Here is a 17,085-nt window from a genome sequence, read left to right as displayed (position 1 = left end):
AGTGACGATAGCAAGAAGGATACACCTGTTCCCATGCCGAACACAGAAGTTAAGCTTCTTCACGTCGAAAGTAGTTGGTGGGAAACTACCCGCGAGGATAGATAGTCGCTACGCTGTTTCATGATGGAGGATTAGCTCAGCTGGGAGAGCATCTGCCTTACAAGCAGGAGGTCACAGGTTCGATCCCTGTATCCTCCATTCATCATGAGCCGTTAGCTCAGTTGGTAGAGCATCTGACTTTTAATCAGAGGGTCGACAGTTCGAACCTGTCACGGCTCATTTGCAACATATATAACACACCATGCGGGTGTGGCGGAATTGGCAGACGCGCTAGATTTAGGTTCTAGTGTCCAGTGGACATGAAGGTTCAAGTCCTTTCACCCGTATTCAATATTGTTGTTGCAATATTGGGAAACATTCAGTATAATATGAAAGTTACGTATTTTATGCCGACTTAGCTCAGCTGGCAGAGCATCTGTCTTGTAAACAGGGGGTCGGAGGTTCGAATCCTCTAGTCGGCATAATGCGGAAGTAGTTCAGTGGTAGAACATCACCTTGCCATGGTGGGGGTCGCGGGTTCGAATCCCGTCTTCCGCTTTCATTATAGTAACGCCGGGGTGGCGGAACTGGCAGACGCACAGGACTTAAAATCCTGCGGTAAGTAATTACCGTACCGGTTCGATTCCGGTCCTCGGCACTATAATGAATATGCACCTATAGCGCAATTGGATAGAGTGTCTGACTACGAATCAGAAGGTTGTAGGTTCGACTCCTACTAGGTGCATTGCTCCAATAGTATTATCCTCGGGAAGTGGCTCAGCTTGGTAGAGCACCTGGTTTGGGACCAGGGGGTCGCAGGTTCGAATCCTGTCTTCCCGATAGCAACGAAAGTTGTTTTCTGTACGACATGTTTTATGGCGGTGTAGCTCAGCTGGCTAGAGCGTCCGGTTCATACCCGGGAGGTCGGGGGTTCGATCCCCTTCGCCGCTATTCTTCCGGACCTTTAGCTCAGTTGGTTAGAGCAGGCGGCTCATAACCGCTCGGTCGTAGGTTCGAGTCCTACAGGGTCCATCTATAAGGACCCCATTTATGATGTTTATTATTATCGCGGGATGGAGCAGTCTGGTAGCTCGTCGGGCTCATAACCCGAAGGTCGTAGGTTCAAATCCTGCTCCCGCAATTAGTTTTAAAATATTTGGTTCCTTGGTCTAGTTGGTTAGGACGCCTGCCTGTCACGCAGGAGATCGCGGGTTCGATTCCCGCAGGGACCGTTAATAGAATTATCTATTAAATGATGTCGCAAGGTTTATGCGGGTGTAGTTTAGTGGTAAAACCACAGCCTTCCAAGCTGTTGTCGCGAGTTCGATTCTCGTCACCCGCTTTGCCACTGTTATGGGCCTATAGCTCAGCTGGTTTAGAGCGCACGCCTGATAAGCGTGAGGTCGATGGTTCAAGTCCATTTAGGCCCACTATGTCTGGAGAAGTACTCAAGTGGCTGAAGAGGCGCCCCTGCTAAGGGTGTAGGTCGCTAACGCGGCGCGAGGGTTCAAATCCCTCCTTCTCCGTTTTTATATGACCCGTTGGTCAAGTGGTTAAGACACCGCCCTTTCACGGCGGTAACATGGGTTCAAATCCCGTACGGGTCATTGGTGCTAGTCACCAATAATTAAATAGTTTTACGTTTTAAGCAATGGAGGATTACCCAAGTCCGGCTTAAGGGAACGGTCTTGAAAACCGTCAGGTCGCGAAAGCGGCGCGTGGGTTCGAATCCCACATCCTCCTTAGTGGGTAGCATATATATTATTATTATCGCGGGATGGAGCAGTCTGGTAGCTCGTCGGGCTCATAACCCGAAGGTCGTAGGTTCAAATCCTGCTCCCGCAATTAGTTTTAAAATTTGGTTCCTTGGTCTAGTTGGTTAGGACGCCTGCCTGTCACGCAGGAGATCGCGGGTTCGATTCCCGCAGGGACCGTTAATGGCTCGGTAGCTCAGTTGGTAGAGCAATGCATTGAAGCTGCATGTGTCGGCGGTTCGATTCCGTCCCGCGCCATTTTGGAGGGGTAGCGAAGTCTGGCTAAACGCGGCGGACTGTAAATCCGCTCCTTCGGGTTCGGTGGTTCGAATCCACTCCCCTCCATATTAGGGATATAGTTTAAAGGTAGAACTACGGTCTCCAAAACCGTCGGTGTGGGTTCAATTCCTACTATCCCTGTTTCTACCTTTTATCATGGCGGTATTGGTGAAGTGGTTAACACATCGGTTTGTGGTACCGACACACGTGAGTTCGATTCTCACATACCGCCTATTTTATTGGGTTATAGCCAAGCGGTAAGGCAATGGACTTTGACTCCATCATGCGCTGGTTCGAATCCAGCTAACCCAATTGTTTTAAAAATGAATATGGCGGTATAGCCAAGTGGTAAGGCAGAGGTCTGCAAAACCTTCATCACCGGTTCAAATCCGGTTACCGCCTTTGGCCATTGCCTAAGTATTCAAGTAGTAAAATGCCGGTGTGGCGGAATTGGCAGACGCGCGGGATTCAAAATCCCGTTCCTGTATAAGGAGTATCGGTTCGACCCCGATCACCGGTATTAAGAGATTAATATCATTTAACTCTAATCATTGTTAAATCAGTGATTAGAGTTTTTTTTGTTTAAAAATCGGCCAGATTTGAATTCTTAAAGAGGCCTTTATTATCAGTTCACAGCAAATATAGCCTTAAAAGGTAAAACTAGTACTAATACTAATGAACCTTCGTGAGAACCTCTTTAAAGCATGTGTAAAAGCATTAAACAATTAACTAACTTTGAATTACAAAGTATCAACTAATAAATAACTTGGTCGACTAAAACAGAGATAGCATTTTTATTTAAATACTTGTCCTGGAGATTGTCTTTTACTTTAACTTTGGTTTTGCCATTTAAGAACCCTTGGATCGTGATCCGATGGTTCTTTTTTAGTGGCTGCGTTATTGAGACAGTGGTAATAAAATACTGATCACTCGTATCTAGTGGAGCTAATAGTAAACGATACTTATTTTCAGATAATTTAGAAAAATCCTTGATATAAAAGTCTTTTAAAGCTACCTTCATGAATAAGGTATTGCTGTCATATTGCTGCATTGAAGTTAAATCTAACTTTTTCATAATATCAGGATAAGCTGGCTGTTTTTTTGATACTTTTTTCTTATTAGTAGCTTTAATCAAATGTGTCCGCGGATGAATGGAAGAATTAATGCTAGTCAAACTAATGCTTGTTAAAACTGAGAAACTAGTCAATAAAGCAATTTGTTTACGATTCATAATATCCCCCCTGATAGTAATTTTGTTATTAAGTATAAAACGATTTTTGAATTAAAAATAGCAAAGTGTATATCTAATTTTTGATTAAAATTAATAACAAATTCGATTAACAATCGTTCAAAATCTGTTTTAAAAAATTTGCTATTTTGATACGATACCTTTATTCAATTCGAAAGGACGTTGAAAAGTGGGAAAGAAGTATGATCAATTGATTGATAAAGTTTATATTCATTTATCAAATCAGCATATAGATACTATTCATGTAACACAATTTGTCAGGATTTGGAATATTTCTAGAAGTACATTGTATGTTAATTTTGATGGTATGGAAGATTTATACCTCAGTTCCTTTGAGAAAAAGATAATTGTCAAAGCGAGTCAAAATAGTAATTCTTTAAAAGATTTTATTGAAGAACTGATTAAAAATATTGATCAGGCTAAGGTATTTTGTCGTAATTGCAATCATTTGAATGAAAAAGCTTTTAAGAAACGAATTATTGAAAATGATATTAAATTAGAGATTGAAAGATTTAATTTGATGACCAATTCTAGCAAAGCATCAGTGATCTTCAGTCTGACTTATTTGATCACGAAATGGTTTGAAGAAGATTTAAAAATAAGTAAAACGGAAATTTTAAAGGAATTAAATAATTGCTTAGAAATTAATTGATGTTTTTAGACACTTTCGGAAAACTGATTATATTTTTTCAGAAAGGATTCTTTTATAATAAAGAAGTACTCAATTGATAATCTTGAAAAAATTATCGTTAAAAAATTGTTTACAAAAAAATATTCTAGGAGAATCAGATAATAACTTTGCAGACTTAAAAACAATGATTATCCAATCGTTGTTTTTTTGCGATTCTAGCCATATTTGAGATTATTTTTAAAACATGTATTATATATACGAGGTGAAAATATGTTTAGATATGCAAAAGAAGAAGATGCTGATCAGATATTACCTATCTTGTTCCAAATCTTCGATGAAATGGAATTAGATGTTTTCAAAAAAGCCGGTAATGAGAAGATAGCACAAGTTATCAAAGCTGGATTCTTCCAACCAGGTTATCGCTATGGCTTTGATAATATTCTTGTTAATGAACTTGATGGTAAAGTTGTTGCTATCGTTGTTGGCTATCCAGAAAGCCAAGAAGACGGCATTGATAAACCATTGGTCAAAATTCTGCACGAACATGGTATTAAAGAGGACAATTTATTTGGTGATAAAGAAGCATGGCCTGGAGAGTGGTATTTAGATTCATTCGCCGTTGCTCCTGATTACCAAAATCAAGGTATCGGAACACAAACTATGGAACACTTCATTGAAGTTATTAAAGAACGTGGTGAAAAGATTCTTAGTTTAAATGTTGATGTCGACAACGAACCAGCTAAACACGTTTACACAAAAGTTGGTTTTGAAAAAGTGGGTCAATTATACATTGGTAGTCACTTATATGATCATATGCAATATGATTTAACAAAATAGAAAATTTATTTCATTTATAAAAAACAAATAGAGAAGCTGTAATAGTGATATTTTCACTAATACAACTTCTCTATTTTTAAATTAAGTTAAAACTATCCTGCTTTAGCACTTGTTTTTGAAATTATTCAAATAAGGTATTTTGGATTTTAATAAATTACCATCCATTTCTCTATTGGAAGATAGAGTTGGTAACTTAATATACTTATTCAAAAAGATCGTTAGTAAAGTACCAACTGGTCCGTCATCCATATTAGTAAAATCTAATTCCAAACCGGGATGTCCTTGAGCTAAGATAGTTGGCTGAACGACTAAGATCTCTTTGCCATCTTTTGTCACGTGATAATCCGACATGACTAAATTACCGAAAACATTCCAGTTTATTTGTCCTAAGTGGACGTATTTTAAATCTAGCATGGGGATGGCGTTGATAGTAGCTTTTTCCTCACCATTGATTTCAATTGAATAAATTTTAAGAAAATTGTTTTTTAATTTTATTTCACCAATCAACGTATTTAAACGATTATATAGCTTGATTAAAAATGGATTCTCTTTATCTCGTGAAGCGATAAAAACTGTCTCCTTATTTTGGTTAGTTATGACCAAAATATTACCAACAGCTAAATCAGCTTTTCGAATGTATAAATTCATCATTTAGTAAAATCGTCGCCTTTATTAATGACTTCTTCAACAATTTGAGCAACTCCGTCATTCACGTTGTTATCAGTTGTGATGTCGGACAAGTCTTTGATAGCAGGAATAGCATTTTGCATTGCTACACCGACTCCAGCATCTCGAATCATTGATTCATCATTTAAGTTATCACCAATAGCCATGGTTTGTTCTTGAGTGATATTTTTATCTTTCGCATATTGCAAAAGGGCAATTCCTTTTTGCGCATCAATACTATTAATCTCTACGTTGTTGGGTGATGAGGATGTAACTACAACATCTTTAATATTTTTTTCAATATCAGCTCTAAGTGGTCCTAAAACCTCTTGTTCCTTATTGCTGAATGCTAGTAATTTCATGATTTGATAAGACGGATCACTGAGAATCTTGTCGTAACTATCGACAAAGATCATTGGTGTCAATTTGATTCGCTCTAAAGTGTCGGCGAGTGCCTGTTCATAAGTTGTACTAGGATTTAATTTAACCAGTAATTCGGCCAAACTAGTTATACGCATATCTTTATTATCAGAAAAAATCCCCTTATTAGTTACAACTTCAAAATAGATTTGATGTTCTTTCAAATAATTAATAACTTTTACTTTTGACACTTCAGAAATTGGATTACTTGAGATCAAATTTTCATCTTTATCATAAATTTCAGCACCATTTAAGGTAATGTATCCGGGATGAACGCGATCTTTTAAGAACGGCTTAGCTTCCTCAAGGCTTCGGCCAGTTGCAATCAAAAATTCAATTCCTGCTTTTTGTGCATTTTTAATGGCTTGAATATTACGATCAGAAACAGCCATTTTATCATTTAACAAAGTTCCATCCATATCGGATGCAATTAATTTAATCATAAAGTTCCCTCCGAGTGCGTTATGCTATATGTGAATGTTACCATATTTTATAGAATTAATATCATACAGGTAGGTGTAAATTTGAAAACGCTAATAAAAAATGATTGGCAAGAGGTTTTGCAAGGTGAATTTGACAAACCGTATTATGAAAAATTACGTGAATTTTTAGTCGATGAATACAATACGCAAACGATTTATCCGGAAATGCATCATATTTATCAAGCTTTCCAATGGACTTCTTTTAAAGATACGAAAGTGGTTATTTTAGGTCAGGATCCTTATCACGAGCCTAATCAAGCTATCGGCTGTAGTTTTGCCGTGGCACCAGGAGTGAGAATTCCACCTTCATTGCGTAATATCTATAAAGAATTACAAGACGATCTCGGTTGTACCTCAGTGGATCACGGCTATTTAAAAGCCTGGGCTAAACAAGGGGTATTATTATTGAACTCGGTTTTGACTGTTCGTCGCGGACAAGCTTTTTCTCACAAGGGAAAAGGTTGGGAACAGCTGACTGATTATGCCATTCACGCTTTGTCAGAACGTGGTAAGGTCGTCTTTATCCTTTGGGGTAATGCTGCCAAGAGTAAGATTCCTTTAATCGATCAATCAAAGAATACGATTATTTCATCACCACATCCCAGTCCTTTTGCTGCTCGCTATGGATTTTTTGGCTCAAAGCCATTTTCTAAAGCAAATAAAGCGCTTTTATTCTATAATGAAAAAGAAATCAATTGGCAGTTGCCTGCAAATGCCGAGGATATGGAGGAGAAGTAATGGATTTATTTGAAAGCTTAAAGAGTAAGATTGATGGAAAAAATTTGACGATTGTTTTCCCAGAGGGTAGTGAACCTAGAATTTTGGGTGCAGCCGTTCGTTTAGCTAAAGAAAATATTTTAAAACCTATCTTGATTGGTGAACAAGCTGAAATTGAAAAAGTTGCCACTGAAAAATCTTTTGATATTGATGGTATTACAATTGTTGACCCTAAGAAGTATGCTGACTTTAATACTTTAGTTGATAAATTTGTTGAACGTAGAAAAGGTAAGAATACTAAAGAGCAAGCTGAAACCATGCTTTTGGACAACAACTACTTTGGAACGATGTTAGTTTACACTGGAATTGCTGACGGGATGGTCTCTGGCTCGGTTCACTCAACTGGTGACACGGTTAGACCAGCTCTACAAATCGTTAAAACAGCTCCAGGAAACTCAAGAATCAGTGGTTCATTCATCGTTCAAAAGGGTGACCAAAGATATATGTTTGCTGACTGTGCTATCAATATCAATCCTAACGCTCAAGAATTGGCAGAAATTGCCGTTCAAACTGCTAAGAGTGCAAAATTGTTTGATATTGATCCAAAAGTTGCTATGCTTAGTTTTTCAACTAAAGGTAGTGCTAAGAGTGATGAAGTTACAAAGGTTGCTGAAGCTACAAAGATTGCTCATGAATTAGCTCCTGATTTAGACCTTGATGGTGAACTACAATTTGATGCTGCCTTCGTACCTAGCGTTGGTGCTCAAAAAGCTCCTGATTCAAAAGTTGCTGGTCATGCCAATGTCTTCGTCTTCCCAGATCTTCAATCAGGTAACATCGGTTACAAGATTGCTCAAAGATTTGGTGGATTTGAAGCTATTGGACCAATCCTTCAAGGTTTGGCAAAGCCAATTTCTGATCTATCACGTGGTTGCAATGAAGAAGATGTCTTCAAGACAGCTATTTTAACTGCCGCCTTAGCACTGTAATAATAATGAGGGGAAATTATGCTCGAATATCAATTAACAACACATTCATATGAGGAAACCGAAGACTTAGGTGCAAAAGTTAGTACCTTGTTAGAAGCAGGTGATGTCTTAGCCTTAAATGGTGACTTAGGGGTAGGTAAAACTGCTTTTACTCGTGGTTTAGCTAAAGGTTTAGGCATCAAACGTAATGTCAAAAGTCCAACTTTCACGTTGATTCGTGAATATCAAGATGGGCGCTTGCCACTTTATCATATGGATGCTTATCGTTTGGAAAGTAGTCCGGATGAGGATCTCGGCTTTGACGAATATTTCAATGGTAACGGCGTTACAGTCGTCGAATGGCCACAGTTTATTAAAGATGAAATCCCTGCAGAACACATTTCAATAAATATCACACGTCTGTCAGATACGGATCGACAAATTGTTTTCAAATTGCATGGCAAAAAATACGAAGGTCGTAAATTTGGAGATTTGCTATGAGTGAACAACTAGTTTTGCGTGAAGTAATTCCAAGTGATGCTCAAAATTTAATTGATTTTTTACAAAGGGCTGATCAACAAAGTGATTTCATTGTTTTTGACCATGACATAACGCTTGAAAAAGAAGAAGTGGCTCTGGATGCAATTTTCCAATCACGCTTTGATGAATTGGAATTGGCACTCTTTGAGGAATCAGTTATCGGTTTTTGTCGAATCGAAAATGTTGACGACGTTAAAGCTGAATTAGGTGTAGTCGTTGATCAAGATTTTTGGAATAACAAAATTGCTTCGTATCTGATTGAAGATTGTTTATTTTGGGCAAAAGATTCACCATTAAAGAAAATATTTTTAGAAGTATATAAAAATAACTCAGCTGCAATTCATATTTATCAAAAATATGGATTTACAACTGAGTTAGAGAAGGATAAAACCTTAGTAATGTCAAAGATGGTTTAGCTAGTTAGCTTAACCATCTTTTTTATTTGCTCAATTCCAAATTGTTGTTCAGTTTTGACCAAAATTTCTGCACAAGCAACACTATCGGCCAAGGCATTGTGGTGATTGCGTAGATCAATATTTAAACGGTCGGAAACGGTATTTAACTTGTGGTTTGGAAAATCAGGAAAGAACTTACGGCTAGTTCTTAAAGTGTCGATAGTTAAGTATTTTGGCACCATAATTCCGTATTCAGTCAAGGTGTTTTTCAAAACTGAGTTATCAAAGCTAGCGTTGTGTGCCGCAACTAAATGACTCGTATCAAAGAGTGGACGAATGTGTTCCCAAACTTGATCAAAAGTTGGGGCATCAGCTACGTCCTCGGGATGGATGTGGTGGATTTGGATATTTCGTGAACTGAAGTATTGTTGAGGGTTGATCAAAGTATAAAAGTTATCAACAATTTGATTGTCCCTAACTAACACTAAAGCTAGCGAGCAGGCACTGGAACGACTGCCATTAGCAGTTTCGAAATCCATTGAAACAAAATTCATAATTAGTCTCCTAAAGTTAAGTCTAGTTCGATTGGACAATGATCAGATCCATAAATGTCATTCAAAATATCAGCTTTTTGAATTAGATCTTTGCCGTTATTAGAAACAACAAAATAATCAATTCGCCAACCAGCGTTGTTCTTGCGGGCGTTAAAACGATAACTCCACCAAGAATATTTTTCTTCATCGGGGTGAAGACTTCTGAAACTATCAATAAAACCACTATTTAAAAGCTCTGTAAATTTATTACGCTCTTCATCGGAAAAGCCCGGATTCTTATGATTAGTCTTATCGTTCTTCAAATCGATTTCTTCATGGGCAACATTTAAGTCACCACACAAAATGACGGGCTTTTTAGTGGCAAGTTCGTTCATATAGTCACGTAAAGCATCGTCATAACGCATCCGATAGTCGAGACGCTTTAATTTTTGTTGTGAATTAGGGGTATAACTGTCAATTAAATAAAATTGGGGGAATTCTAAGATCAAAGTTCGACCTTCATCGTCAAACTCAGGGATGCCCAAACCTTTTTGGACATTTAGAGGTTCTTCCTTAGTAAAAATGGCAGTTCCTGAATAACCTTTTTTTTGAGCGTAGAAAAAATATTGGTGGTAGCCAGGTAATTCGAGGTCAATTTGACCTTCTTGGAGCTTGGTTTCTTGAATACTGAAAATGTCAGCATCTAAATCTTGAAAGATTTTAACAAAGTCTTTTTTTACGACGGCACGTAAACCGTTTACATTCCAGGATATAAGTTTCATTTAATCACCTCGGCACAATTATAGCATTATTGTGATGGTTGTTAGTTCGTTATGTATATAAGGATGTGATAAAATTAAATGTAAGTCTATGCTACACGAAGGATGATGAATATTGAATTTTCCAGTTGAAAAATTACCTAATATTGAATTTAAATTAAATGAACCTTTAAGTAAATATACATTTACGAAGACAGGTGGGAATGCTGATGTTTTGGCTTTTCCAAAAAATCGTGAAGAATTAGTCGAAATTGTTGATATGGCTAGAGCTAATAAAGTCGAAATTACTGTTATTGGAAATGCTAGTAATCTGATAATTAAAGACGGTGGAATTAGGGGAATTGTGATCATTTTGCCTAACTTCAAGCAGATTACAGTTTCAGACACGAAAGTTACAGCCGAAGCAGGTGCTACAATTATTAATACGACTATTGCTGCTCAAAAGGCTGGTCTGACCGGAATTGAGTTTGCAGCTGGTATCCCTGGAAGTGTTGGTGGAGCTGTTTTTATGAACGCTGGTGCTTACGGTGGAGAAATCAAGGATGTCTTTGAGTCGGCGGAAGTATTATTGCCAGATGGTCACATCACAACTTTGACCCATGAAGATATGAAATTCTCGTATCGTCACAGTTTGGTTCAAGATGACGGCGGTATCGTCATTAGCGCCACATTTGCGCTTAAACGTGGCAATAAGGAGACAATTCAAGAAGAGATGGATCGTTTGAACAATCTCAGACGTTCCAAACAGCCTTTGGAGTATCCATCTTGTGGAAGTGTCTTCAAACGCCCTAAGGGTCATTTTACTGGCCCATTGATCATTAAAGCTGGCCTCCAAGGAAAAATGGTTGGCGGAGCACAAGTTTCCATGAAACACGCTGGTTTTATTGTCAACATTAAGCATGCCACGGCAACTGATTATTTGAATTTGATTCATCTAATTCAAAAGACTGTTAAAGAAAAATTTGATGTCGAGCTTCAAACCGAAGTTCGCATTATTGGTGAAGATAAAAAATAAGAAAACGGTAGGTGTTGTCTGTGGAAATAATTGAATCAATTATTTTGATTCTTTCATTATTAATTATTGCCAATATTATTAGTCACTACTTTGTTTCGATTCCGCCCAGTTTGTTACAAATTGCAGCCGGAATTATTGCGGCATTGTTTATGCATATTAAAATTTATGTCGATACAGAGTGGTTTTTACTGGCGTTTATTGCGCCGATTTTGTTCAATGATGGGAATAATTTTCCTAAAAGAGAGCTCTGGAAATTAAAGGGACCAATTTTAGGAAATGCCATCATTTTAGTTATTTTATCCACTGTTATCGGTGGAGTGTTTGTTAAATGGTTGATTCCATCCTTGCCTTGGGCGGTGGCTTTTACTTTAGTTGCAGTTTTGTCGCCAACCGATCCAATTGCGGTGGAATCAATTGCTAAAAAAGCTCACATTCCAGACAAGTTAATGCATTTAATTAACGGAGAGAGTTTGATCAATGATGCGTCTGGTTTGATTTGTTTTAAATATGGAGTTGCAGCTACAGTGACGGGAGTTTTCTCGTTAAAAAATGCCACAATTGATTTTTTCTATATTTCAATTATCGGGGCAATTTTAGGAGCTGTTTTGATTTGGATCTTCAATGGAATTCGTTTATATTTGATCAACCAAGGTGTTGATGATTCGATTTTGCATGCGATTATCCAAATTATTATTCCATTCATAATCTATTACTTAGCTGAAGACATTTTCAGCGTTTCTGGAGTGGTAGCGGTCGTTGTTGCCGGGATATTTAATATTTCTTCAAGCAAGAATATGAGTAACTTTACCCCAGAAATTCGTTTGGTTACATCAAGAACGTGGGATCTAGTAGTTTACGTCTTGAACGGAATTGTCTTTGTTTTGTTAGGAATCGAGATTCCGTTTGCGATGGAAAAATTAGTTCATAACGATAATATCAATACTTTTGGCGCAACCATTTTAGCTTTTATTATTTGGATCATGTTGGTCGTAATTCGTTTCTTGTGGAGTTACATTTATTCAACCTTTTCCAACAATAGTGATGGCAAAATCACTTTGTGGTCAAAGACTCGTTTTGATGACTGTTTGATGTCAGGTATTTCTGGCGTGCGTGGTGCAGTTACGATGGTCGGTGTTTTGTCGATTCCATTAACGATCAAAGGAGGAGCACCGTTCCCATCAAGAACTTTACTGCTATTCATTGCCAGTGCCGTGATTATTTTTAGTTTGTTAGGAGCAACTTTAATCATTCCTTTATTGACTAAGAATAGTGCCCCAGTTGCTTATCGTGGTAGTACGTTTGTCGATAATGAGGATACTGACTCAGATGAAGAAGATATCCCAACAGTTGAATTGACAGCTAAAGAAGCTAATCGAGTAATTTTAGAAAAAACAATCAAGAAGTTACGAGCGGAAATGGATGACGGTGACACGGCAGTCTATTCGTCAGTAATTGCTGAATATTTGTATGATTTGAGAAATATTGGTATTCAATCGAATACTTTGGTTAAAAGTCACCAAATCAGTAAACGACGTGTTCGTGGGAAAAAAGATGCTGAATTGTGGGATGTTTGTTTCAATTGTGAATTAGAAGCAATTGAAGAACTTTATAATAACCAAAAGATTTCTGAAGAATCGTATGATCTAGCAGTTAAAAAGATTGCTCGTTATAAACGTGAAATTGTGCATCACCGGTCAAATCCGACTGTGGAATTTTTCTACAATTATTTCCGAAGAACGTATTTACAATTACGTCACTTTATTTATCGTTCAGTTAAATCGGATGATATTAAACAAATAAATCAAGATTCTATCAAAATTTCTATTGCCGGAGCTAAGAATGCTTTAGAAAAATTGCAAGAATTAAGTCAGACTGAGCATGATGACTTAGATGATAATTTAATTTATATTTTCCAACGTCACTATGAGGATCGCCTAGAATTGCTCCAAGGAAAATATCGTGGTCGTTCGCCACAATTTAACAGCGATCGGATGAATTTGGAAATTAAAGCTTTAAGTTATCGTCGAGCCTTTGTTCAAGATATGCTGGAACAAGGTAAAGTCAGCAAAGTAACAGCGAATGAATTGCGTCAAAATATTAATTATAGTGAAGAAGTAATTAATATTGGTGTAGATTAACATAAAGAGTGATGAACTTTTATAATTTTTATTGTTTGTTATAATTAGTTCGAATTACTAAGGAGCTATGAAAATGAATTTTATACCAAGCAATATTTTTACGTGGCAGAATTTGGCTAACTTGGTTGATATCCTGGTAGTCTGGTATTTTTTGTATAAAGTTCTGTCGATGTTACGCGGCACAAAAGCTGTTCAATTGTTAAAAGGAATCATAATAATCTTCGGGATCAAACTGATCAGTTGGGCCCTGAATTTACATACGGTCTCTTACTTAATGGATCAGTTGATCAATTGGGGAATTATCGTTATTGTGATAATTTTTCAACCCGAGATTCGTCGTGGGTTGGAACATTTAGGACGGTTACCGTTCTTTAGTTCGACGAGTAATGAAGAGGGCAAGACGAAAAATCATTTGATTGAAAGTCTTGACCAGGCTATTCAATACATGAGTAAACGTCGAATTGGAGCCTTGATCACATTGGAAATGAATACCGGTTTGGAAGAGTATGTTGAAACTGGAATTGACTTGGATGCTGAAGTTACTGGTGCTTTGTTGATCAATATTTTCATTCCGAATACTCCACTACACGATGGGGCAGTTATTGTCAGAAACAATCGAATCTCCGTTGCGGCAGCATACTTGCCACTTTCAGAAAGTAACACTATTCCTAAGGAACTCGGAACTAGACACCGTGCGGCAGTCGGTATCAGTGAAGTCACTGATGCTATCACGATTGTTGTTTCCGAAGAGACTGGTGGAGTGATGATTACCCGAAATGGGCACATGATGCTTGACCTTTCCCGTGAAGATTATCTAAAATATCTGCACGCACAGTTGAAAGACCCTAACGAGAATGGTACACATTCAATCTTGGGCTTTTTGAAACTAAACCGGAAGAAGGAGAGACAAGATGAAAAAGATAATTAACAGTAATTATTTTTATGCATTCATATCTCTCTGTTGTGCCCTCTGGCTCTTTTTCTTTGTCAGCACTCCAGGTGTTGGCTCAACAAGGGATTCTAATCAGTCGAATACTTCAACTGTAACTAAGAAAGCAACTATCAATGCACCTTTGCAATTGCAAGCTGATGTCGATAAGTACTACATAACGGGATATCCTGAGAAAGTTAAAATTACAATTGAAGGACCAGCAGCGTTAGTTACTGCTACTAAGAACACGCAAAATTTTAATTTGTATTTAAATTTGCGTGATCTCTCGATTGGTCAACATCGTGTTCAAATTAAAGAATCAGGTTTGAATAGCGAATTAACTTACAGTATCAAGCCTAAGTACGTAACGGTTAATATTCAAAAGCGTGAAACTAAGAAATTCACAGTTGACGTCGACTATAACAAGGAATCACTGGCTACTGGCTATGAAACGGGAACAGTCGATGTTTCTCCACAGGAAGTAACAGTTACGGGTGCGGCTTCCGAAATTGAAAAGATCAATCGAGTAGTTGTTAAACCAATTTTACCTAAAGGAATAAAATCTACGTTTGATCAAGAAGTTTTAGTGCAAGCTCTCGATAAAAATGGTAAAACTGTAAATGTTACATTAGATCCGCAAACAGTACATGTGAAGATCCCAATCACAATTCAAAGTAAACAAGTAAGTATTAATTTGAAGCAAAAGGGAAATTCATCGGGTAATGGATACACACTTGAATCTGATGTAAAAAATGTTAGAGTTTTTGGTACAAAGGATCAAATTGACGATATTGATAGTTCAATCGATGTCCCAGTTGATTTATCTAACGTAACGGAAAGTACGAAGAAGACAGTTAACTTGGGTGACGCTTTAGGGAGTAAAGTTTCATTCACTGATCCAACTTCAATTAGTGTGACGATCAGTAAGACAAATTCGAATACTTTAGCTAATACGACTGGAAATCAAACATCAAGTACTAGTTCATCAGATTCTGATTCAGATGACTCAAGTTCATCGGATTCATCAAGCACTAATTCAACAAACGATAATAATGATAGCGAATAGACGCTGGGGGTAAATTTTCATGACAAAATATTTTGGAACAGATGGTGTAAGAGGTATTGCAAATAAGGAATTAAGTCCAGAATTGGCCTTTAAATTAGGTCGATGCGGAGGCTATGTCCTAACACAACATTCAGAAAGTGAAAATGCACATCCTCGTGTATTGGTAGCTAGAGATACTCGTATTTCTGGTCAAATGCTGCAAGAAAGTCTTATTTCAGGACTTCTTTCAGTTGGTATCGAAGTTTTGAATTTGGATGTAATTACAACTCCAGCCGTAGCATATTTAGTACGTGCGGTTTCAGCCGATGCTGGAATTATGATCTCTGCTTCTCACAATCCTGCTGAAGATAATGGTATCAAGTTCTTCGGTGGTGACGGTTATAAACTAGCTGATGATGTTGAAGAAGAAATCGAAGAGTTATTGGATGCCAAGGAAGATACTTTACCAAGACCTTCAGCTGAAGGTTTAGGCAGTGTTTCTGACTATCCAGAAGGTGCTCAAAAGTATCTCCAATTCTTGAAGCAAACTCTTTCTGATGACTTGAGTGGTATGAAGATCGTCTTAGATACTGCCAATGGTTCAACAAGTCGCTTAGCAAGTACTTTGTTTGCTGATTTGAATGTTGATTTTGAAATTATGGCCTCACATCCAGATGGAATCAATATCAATAAAAATGTTGGTTCAACACATCCAGAACAATTAGCTCAACGTGTTAAAGAATCAGACGCCGTAGCAGGGCTTGCCTTTGATGGTGACGGAGACCGTTGTATTGCGGTCGATGCTGACGGAAACATTGTCGACGGTGACAAGATCATGTTCATTCTAGGTAAGTATTTACACGATGGCGGTCGTTTAAAGAAAGATACGATCGTAACAACTGTTATGAGTAATATCGGCTTGTATAAAGCTATTGAAGCCAATGGAATGAAGTCTGTTCAAACCGCTGTCGGAGACCGCCATGTGGTTGAAGAAATTCGTAAGAACAATTACAACATCGGTGGCGAGCAATCAGGACACGTTGTTTTGTATGAATACATGAACACTGGTGACGGAATGCTAACAGGTACACATTTGTTGCACGTTATGAAACAAACTGGCAAGAGCTTAGCAGAACTAGCTGCTCCTGTAAAAGTTTATCCACAAAAGTTAGTTAACGTACCAGTTGCTGACAAGAATTCTTGGGATAAGCACCAACCAATCCTTGATGTAATCAAAGCTGTTGAAGATGAAATGGATGGCGACGGTCGTGTCTTGGTACGTCCTAGTGGTACACAAGCACTTCTTCGTGTTATGTGTGAAGCTGCAACTGAAGAAAAGGTCAACGAATACTGTGACCAAATCGTTGAAGTTGTTAAAAGTGAATTAAGCTAATATAATAGAATTTAAATAAGAGGGATTGAGGGTAAAAGCTCAATCTCTCTTTTTTTGTACTTTTCTTTTTCTTTTGTTTTGGTGGTGTGGTTCTTTTTGGTTGTTGGTGGTTGGATGCCGTCTTCCGCAACAGCTCTGGGAAACGCTGGAACGCTCGTAAGCAGTAAATAACCGACCGTATTGATTTTCTGATTTCTTTCAGAACGCAAAAACACCCGACTTTCTTTCCAGAAAGTCGAGTGCTTTTTCTTCTATAATTGTTGGTTTAGGCTTC

Annotated in this window: 17 protein-coding genes, 26 tRNA genes and 1 rRNA gene; 38 read left to right on the top strand and 6 right to left on the bottom strand. The window is 37.7% G+C overall.

Features of this window, described 5'->3' with window-relative positions; genetic code table 11:
• The 27 genes from rrf to EGT49_RS11515 form a co-directional block, all read left to right on the top strand.
• Positions 1-114 (top strand): 5S ribosomal RNA (gene rrf, locus EGT49_RS11645); the annotation flags it as partial.
• A gap of 11 nt (positions 115-125) precedes the next feature.
• Positions 126-198 (top strand) — tRNA-Val (locus EGT49_RS11640).
• An 8-nt stretch (positions 199-206) separates the two neighbouring features.
• A tRNA-Lys gene (locus tag EGT49_RS11635) sits at positions 207-279 on the top strand.
• Positions 280-303: 24 nt separating this feature from the next.
• A tRNA-Leu gene (locus tag EGT49_RS11630) sits at positions 304-386 on the top strand.
• 62 nt (positions 387-448) lie between these two features.
• Positions 449-521 (top strand) — tRNA-Thr (locus tag EGT49_RS11625).
• Positions 522-525: 4 nt separating this feature from the next.
• Positions 526-597 (top strand) — tRNA-Gly (locus EGT49_RS11620).
• Positions 598-611: 14 nt separating this feature from the next.
• Positions 612-697: transfer RNA gene (locus EGT49_RS11615), tRNA-Leu, on the top strand.
• 13 nt (positions 698-710) lie between these two features.
• Positions 711-784 (top strand) — tRNA-Arg (locus EGT49_RS11610).
• Positions 785-805: 21 nt separating this feature from the next.
• Positions 806-879: transfer RNA gene (locus EGT49_RS11605), tRNA-Pro, on the top strand.
• 37 nt (positions 880-916) lie between these two features.
• Positions 917-990 (top strand) — tRNA-Met (locus EGT49_RS11600).
• Between the two features lie 7 nt (positions 991-997).
• Positions 998-1,071 (top strand) — tRNA-Ile (locus EGT49_RS11595).
• A gap of 35 nt (positions 1,072-1,106) precedes the next feature.
• Positions 1,107-1,180, top strand: a tRNA-Met gene (locus EGT49_RS11590).
• Positions 1,181-1,197: 17 nt separating this feature from the next.
• A tRNA-Asp gene (locus tag EGT49_RS11585) sits at positions 1,198-1,271 on the top strand.
• A gap of 39 nt (positions 1,272-1,310) precedes the next feature.
• Positions 1,311-1,381: transfer RNA gene (locus EGT49_RS11580), tRNA-Gly, on the top strand.
• A 13-nt stretch (positions 1,382-1,394) separates the two neighbouring features.
• Positions 1,395-1,469 (top strand) — tRNA-Ile (locus tag EGT49_RS11575).
• An 8-nt stretch (positions 1,470-1,477) separates the two neighbouring features.
• Positions 1,478-1,565: transfer RNA gene (locus EGT49_RS11570), tRNA-Ser, on the top strand.
• 9 nt (positions 1,566-1,574) lie between these two features.
• Positions 1,575-1,646: transfer RNA gene (locus tag EGT49_RS11565), tRNA-Glu, on the top strand.
• Between the two features lie 46 nt (positions 1,647-1,692).
• A tRNA-Ser gene (locus EGT49_RS11560) sits at positions 1,693-1,782 on the top strand.
• A gap of 28 nt (positions 1,783-1,810) precedes the next feature.
• Positions 1,811-1,884, top strand: a tRNA-Met gene (locus EGT49_RS11555).
• Between the two features lie 15 nt (positions 1,885-1,899).
• Positions 1,900-1,973 (top strand) — tRNA-Asp (locus tag EGT49_RS11550).
• 5 nt (positions 1,974-1,978) lie between these two features.
• Positions 1,979-2,051 (top strand) — tRNA-Phe (locus tag EGT49_RS11545).
• Positions 2,052-2,055: 4 nt separating this feature from the next.
• Positions 2,056-2,138: transfer RNA gene (locus tag EGT49_RS11540), tRNA-Tyr, on the top strand.
• Between the two features lie 4 nt (positions 2,139-2,142).
• Positions 2,143-2,213 (top strand) — tRNA-Trp (locus tag EGT49_RS11535).
• Positions 2,214-2,231: 18 nt separating this feature from the next.
• Positions 2,232-2,304: transfer RNA gene (locus EGT49_RS11530), tRNA-His, on the top strand.
• Positions 2,305-2,312: 8 nt separating this feature from the next.
• A tRNA-Gln gene (locus tag EGT49_RS11525) sits at positions 2,313-2,384 on the top strand.
• 19 nt (positions 2,385-2,403) lie between these two features.
• A tRNA-Cys gene (locus EGT49_RS11520) sits at positions 2,404-2,474 on the top strand.
• A gap of 33 nt (positions 2,475-2,507) precedes the next feature.
• Positions 2,508-2,592 (top strand) — tRNA-Leu (locus EGT49_RS11515).
• A gap of 234 nt (positions 2,593-2,826) precedes the next feature.
• Here EGT49_RS11515 and EGT49_RS11510 read toward each other — a convergent pair.
• Complete coding sequence (locus EGT49_RS11510; protein WP_135374501.1) at positions 2,827-3,303, bottom strand: hypothetical protein; 477 nt, start codon at positions 3,301-3,303, stop codon at positions 2,827-2,829.
• A gap of 187 nt (positions 3,304-3,490) precedes the next feature.
• On the opposite strand from EGT49_RS11510, the gene EGT49_RS11505 reads away from it, so the two are divergent.
• Both EGT49_RS11505 and EGT49_RS11500 read left to right on the top strand, forming a co-directional pair.
• Entirely contained in the window at positions 3,491-3,973 is a 483-nt protein-coding gene (locus tag EGT49_RS11505) for a hypothetical protein (protein ID WP_135374499.1), read from the top strand.
• 249 nt (positions 3,974-4,222) lie between these two features.
• Positions 4,223-4,789, top strand: a complete 567-nt coding sequence (locus EGT49_RS11500; protein ID WP_135374497.1) for a GNAT family N-acetyltransferase — start codon at positions 4,223-4,225, stop codon at positions 4,787-4,789.
• A gap of 102 nt (positions 4,790-4,891) precedes the next feature.
• On the opposite strand, the gene EGT49_RS11495 is transcribed toward EGT49_RS11500, so the two are convergent.
• Positions 4,892-5,440 carry a hypothetical protein gene (locus EGT49_RS11495; RefSeq protein WP_246013847.1) on the bottom strand — a complete coding sequence of 183 codons (549 nt, stop codon included), beginning with the start codon at positions 5,438-5,440 and terminating at the stop codon, positions 4,892-4,894.
• Positions 5,437-6,318 carry a Cof-type HAD-IIB family hydrolase gene (locus EGT49_RS11490; protein WP_135374495.1) on the bottom strand — a complete coding sequence of 294 codons (882 nt, stop codon included), beginning with the start codon at positions 6,316-6,318 and terminating at the stop codon, positions 5,437-5,439. The genes EGT49_RS11495 and EGT49_RS11490 overlap by 4 nt, the downstream gene beginning before the upstream one ends.
• Positions 6,319-6,399: 81 nt before the next feature.
• On the opposite strand from EGT49_RS11490, the gene EGT49_RS11485 reads away from it, so the two are divergent.
• From EGT49_RS11485 to EGT49_RS11470, 4 genes are read left to right on the top strand one after another with little or no spacing between them, the layout of a single operon-like run.
• Positions 6,400-7,095 (top strand): uracil-DNA glycosylase, encoded by a 696-nt coding sequence (locus tag EGT49_RS11485; RefSeq protein WP_135374493.1) that lies wholly within the window; start codon positions 6,400-6,402, stop codon positions 7,093-7,095.
• The gene (gene pta, locus EGT49_RS11480) at positions 7,095-8,063 is read left to right on the top strand and encodes a phosphate acetyltransferase (RefSeq protein ID WP_135374492.1); all 969 of its coding nucleotides are present in this window, start codon (positions 7,095-7,097) and stop codon (positions 8,061-8,063) included. The genes EGT49_RS11485 and pta overlap by 1 nt, the downstream gene beginning before the upstream one ends.
• 18 nt (positions 8,064-8,081) lie before the next feature.
• Positions 8,082-8,543, top strand: coding sequence for a tRNA (adenosine(37)-N6)-threonylcarbamoyltransferase complex ATPase subunit type 1 TsaE (gene tsaE / locus EGT49_RS11475; protein ID WP_135374491.1), 462 nt, complete (start codon positions 8,082-8,084; stop codon positions 8,541-8,543).
• The gene (locus EGT49_RS11470; protein WP_135374489.1) at positions 8,540-8,998 is read left to right on the top strand and encodes a GNAT family N-acetyltransferase; all 459 of its coding nucleotides are present in this window, start codon (positions 8,540-8,542) and stop codon (positions 8,996-8,998) included. The genes tsaE and EGT49_RS11470 overlap by 4 nt, the downstream gene beginning before the upstream one ends.
• Here the strand turns inward: EGT49_RS11470 and EGT49_RS11465 are convergent.
• Positions 8,995-9,531: a 3'-5' exonuclease gene (locus tag EGT49_RS11465; protein WP_135374487.1), complete on the bottom strand. Its 537-nt coding sequence runs from the start codon at positions 9,529-9,531 to the stop codon at positions 8,995-8,997. The genes EGT49_RS11470 and EGT49_RS11465 overlap by 4 nt on opposite strands.
• A 2-nt stretch (positions 9,532-9,533) precedes the next feature.
• Positions 9,534-10,292 carry an exodeoxyribonuclease III gene (locus tag EGT49_RS11460; protein WP_135374485.1) on the bottom strand — a complete coding sequence of 253 codons (759 nt, stop codon included), beginning with the start codon at positions 10,290-10,292 and terminating at the stop codon, positions 9,534-9,536.
• Positions 10,293-10,404: 112 nt separating this feature from the next.
• Here EGT49_RS11460 and murB point away from each other — a divergent pair, with 112 nt between their 5' ends.
• From murB to glmM, 5 genes are all read left to right on the top strand, one after another.
• Positions 10,405-11,304, top strand: a complete 900-nt coding sequence (gene murB, locus EGT49_RS11455) for a UDP-N-acetylmuramate dehydrogenase (protein WP_135374483.1) — start codon at positions 10,405-10,407, stop codon at positions 11,302-11,304.
• A 20-nt stretch (positions 11,305-11,324) separates the two neighbouring features.
• Positions 11,325-13,442, top strand: a complete 2,118-nt coding sequence (locus EGT49_RS11450; protein ID WP_135374481.1) for a cation:proton antiporter — start codon at positions 11,325-11,327, stop codon at positions 13,440-13,442.
• A 73-nt stretch (positions 13,443-13,515) separates the two neighbouring features.
• Positions 13,516-14,370, top strand: a complete 855-nt coding sequence (gene cdaA / locus EGT49_RS11445) for a diadenylate cyclase CdaA (RefSeq protein WP_135374479.1) — start codon at positions 13,516-13,518, stop codon at positions 14,368-14,370.
• The gene (locus EGT49_RS11440; RefSeq protein ID WP_135374477.1) at positions 14,354-15,439 is read left to right on the top strand and encodes a CdaR family protein; all 1,086 of its coding nucleotides are present in this window, start codon (positions 14,354-14,356) and stop codon (positions 15,437-15,439) included. The genes cdaA and EGT49_RS11440 overlap by 17 nt, the downstream gene beginning before the upstream one ends.
• A 19-nt stretch (positions 15,440-15,458) precedes the next feature.
• On the top strand, positions 15,459-16,811 hold the full coding sequence (gene glmM / locus EGT49_RS11435) for a phosphoglucosamine mutase (protein ID WP_135374475.1): 1,353 nt from the start codon (positions 15,459-15,461) through the stop codon (positions 16,809-16,811).
• A gap of 11 nt (positions 16,812-16,822) precedes the next feature.
• Here the strand turns inward: glmM and EGT49_RS11430 are convergent, their stop codons facing one another.
• The gene (locus tag EGT49_RS11430; RefSeq protein WP_135374473.1) at positions 16,823-17,020 is read right to left on the bottom strand and encodes a hypothetical protein; all 198 of its coding nucleotides are present in this window, start codon (positions 17,018-17,020) and stop codon (positions 16,823-16,825) included.
• Positions 17,021-17,085: the final 65 nt, after the last annotated feature.

The organism is Companilactobacillus suantsaicola, assembly GCF_004745525.1.
Taxonomy (GTDB): Bacteria; Bacillota; Bacilli; order Lactobacillales; family Lactobacillaceae; genus Companilactobacillus; species Companilactobacillus suantsaicola.
This window is presented reverse-complemented; position numbering and strand designations above follow the sequence as displayed.

What these genes read in the sequence shown, in the direction of transcription:
- EGT49_RS11510 (WP_135374501.1), bottom strand. Translation starts at nt 3,303, where the DNA reads ATGAATCGTAAACAAATTGCTTTATTGACTAGTTTCTCAGTTTTAACA.
- EGT49_RS11500 (WP_135374497.1), top strand. Translation starts at nt 4,223, where the DNA reads ATGTTTAGATATGCAAAAGAAGAAGATGCTGATCAGATATTACCTATC.
- EGT49_RS11495 (WP_246013847.1), bottom strand. Translation starts at nt 5,440, where the DNA reads ATGATGAATTTATACATTCGAAAAGCTGATTTAGCTGTTGGTAATATT.
- EGT49_RS11490 (WP_135374495.1), bottom strand. Translation starts at nt 6,318, where the DNA reads ATGATTAAATTAATTGCATCCGATATGGATGGAACTTTGTTAAATGAT.
- pta (WP_135374492.1), top strand. Translation starts at nt 7,095, where the DNA reads ATGGATTTATTTGAAAGCTTAAAGAGTAAGATTGATGGAAAAAATTTG.
- tsaE (WP_135374491.1), top strand. Translation starts at nt 8,082, where the DNA reads ATGCTCGAATATCAATTAACAACACATTCATATGAGGAAACCGAAGAC.
- EGT49_RS11470 (WP_135374489.1), top strand. Translation starts at nt 8,540, where the DNA reads ATGAGTGAACAACTAGTTTTGCGTGAAGTAATTCCAAGTGATGCTCAA.
- EGT49_RS11465 (WP_135374487.1), bottom strand. Translation starts at nt 9,531, where the DNA reads ATGAATTTTGTTTCAATGGATTTCGAAACTGCTAATGGCAGTCGTTCC.
- EGT49_RS11460 (WP_135374485.1), bottom strand. Translation starts at nt 10,292, where the DNA reads ATGAAACTTATATCCTGGAATGTAAACGGTTTACGTGCCGTCGTAAAA.
- cdaA (WP_135374479.1), top strand. Translation starts at nt 13,516, where the DNA reads ATGAATTTTATACCAAGCAATATTTTTACGTGGCAGAATTTGGCTAAC.
- EGT49_RS11440 (WP_135374477.1), top strand. Translation starts at nt 14,354, where the DNA reads ATGAAAAAGATAATTAACAGTAATTATTTTTATGCATTCATATCTCTC.
- glmM (WP_135374475.1), top strand. Translation starts at nt 15,459, where the DNA reads ATGACAAAATATTTTGGAACAGATGGTGTAAGAGGTATTGCAAATAAG.